Origin of the sequence: Paenarthrobacter sp. PPS72, assembly GCF_048537125.1 — a bacterium.
Classification (GTDB): Bacteria; Actinomycetota; Actinomycetes; order Actinomycetales; family Micrococcaceae; genus Arthrobacter; species Arthrobacter nitroguajacolicus_E.
In genome coordinates this window covers 1-1,271 of sequence record NZ_JBLYIE010000078.1, presented here as the reverse complement: position 1 = coordinate 1,271, position 1,271 = coordinate 1, and the positions used below count along the sequence as shown (strand labels likewise).

Below are 1,271 nucleotides of genomic sequence, written 5' to 3'. Positions count from 1 at the left end.
CCCCCCCCCCCCCCCCCCCCCCCCCCCCCCCCAAAAAAAAAAACCCCCCCCCCAGATCAGTATCAATGTCTCGTGGGCTCGGAGATGTGTATAAGAGACAGACCTAGTGCCGCGTGTTTGAAGTTTTCTTTGGTTTGGCTTTCGCCAGGATTTCTTCAGGTGATTTGGTCCAGGTGAAGGGGTGGCTGCGTTTGTTCCAGCCGGTGATGAACTGCCGGATCTTGCGCATGAGGTCCGTGACCGAGGTGAACGTTCCGCGGTGGATGGCCTGGCGTTCGATGATGCCGAACCAGATTTCCACCATGTTCAGCCAGGACCCGGACGTCGGGGTGAAGTGGACATGGATGCGCGGGTTCTCTGCCAGCCATGCCCGGACCTCGGCCTTCTTGTGGGTGGCGTAGTTGTCCATCACCAGGTGCAGTTCCACGCCTGGGTAGGTTCGGGCCACGTGTTTGAGGAAGGACAGGAATTCCTTGTGGGTGTGGGCCGGCTTGCAGAGGCCGGTGAGGTTTCCGGTGGCGATGTCCAGTGCCGCGAACAAGGTCGTGGTGCCGTGGCGGACATAGTCGTGTGTGCGTTTCTCCGGTACGCCGATCTGCATGGGCAGCAGGGGCGCTGTCCGGTCCAACGCCTGGATCTGTGACTTCTCGTCAATGCAGAGAACGACAGCGTTTTCCGGCGGGGCAAGGTAGAGCCCGACCACATCGACGACTTTTGCTTCCAGCTCCGGGTCCGTGGAGAACTTGAACGTCCCGGACTTCCATGGCTTGACCCCGTATTCGCGCCAGGTCTTGGCCACGGTGGAAAAGTCCGTCTTCAGATGCTTCGCCAGCAGCCGGGAAGACCAGTGCGTGATGCCCAGCGATGCCGGCGGCGGTGTCAGGGTCGCGGCAATGATTTTCGTCCGGTCGATCTCCCGCGGCCGGCCGGCACGGTGCTCGTCCTCCAGGCCGGCCATTCCCCGTTCCAAGTACCGTCCACGCCAGGCCAGGACAGTGGGAACCGAAACGCCGACCTCCCGGGCGATGCGTGAATTAGGTGTGCCCTCGGCCGCCATCAAGATGATCCTGGCCCGCTGGACCAAGCCCGCCCTCATCGCCGAGGAACGGGACCACCGCGACAACACCTCAAAGTCGCCATCACGCATATCCAAAGCAGGAGCGGGAGGATGAGCCATACCAAATTCTCCCAAACACCAACCAAAAAACTACTTTAGACACGCCGCACTAGCTGTCTCTTATACACATCTGACGCTGCCGACGAGGAGCGTG

1 protein-coding gene is annotated in these 1,271 nt (G+C 61.1%); it reads right to left on the bottom strand.

The window, feature by feature from the left end; genetic code table 11:
* Positions 1-103: 103 nt before the first annotated feature.
* Positions 104-1,177: an IS630 family transposase gene (locus tag ACLRGI_RS22815; protein WP_419203725.1), complete on the bottom strand. Its 1,074-nt coding sequence runs from the start codon at positions 1,175-1,177 to the stop codon at positions 104-106.
* Between the last annotated feature and the right edge of the window lie 94 nt (positions 1,178-1,271).

What these genes read in the sequence shown, in the direction of transcription:
- ACLRGI_RS22815 (WP_419203725.1), bottom strand. Translation starts at nt 1,177, where the DNA reads ATGGCTCATCCTCCCGCTCCTGCTTTGGATATGCGTGATGGCGACTTT.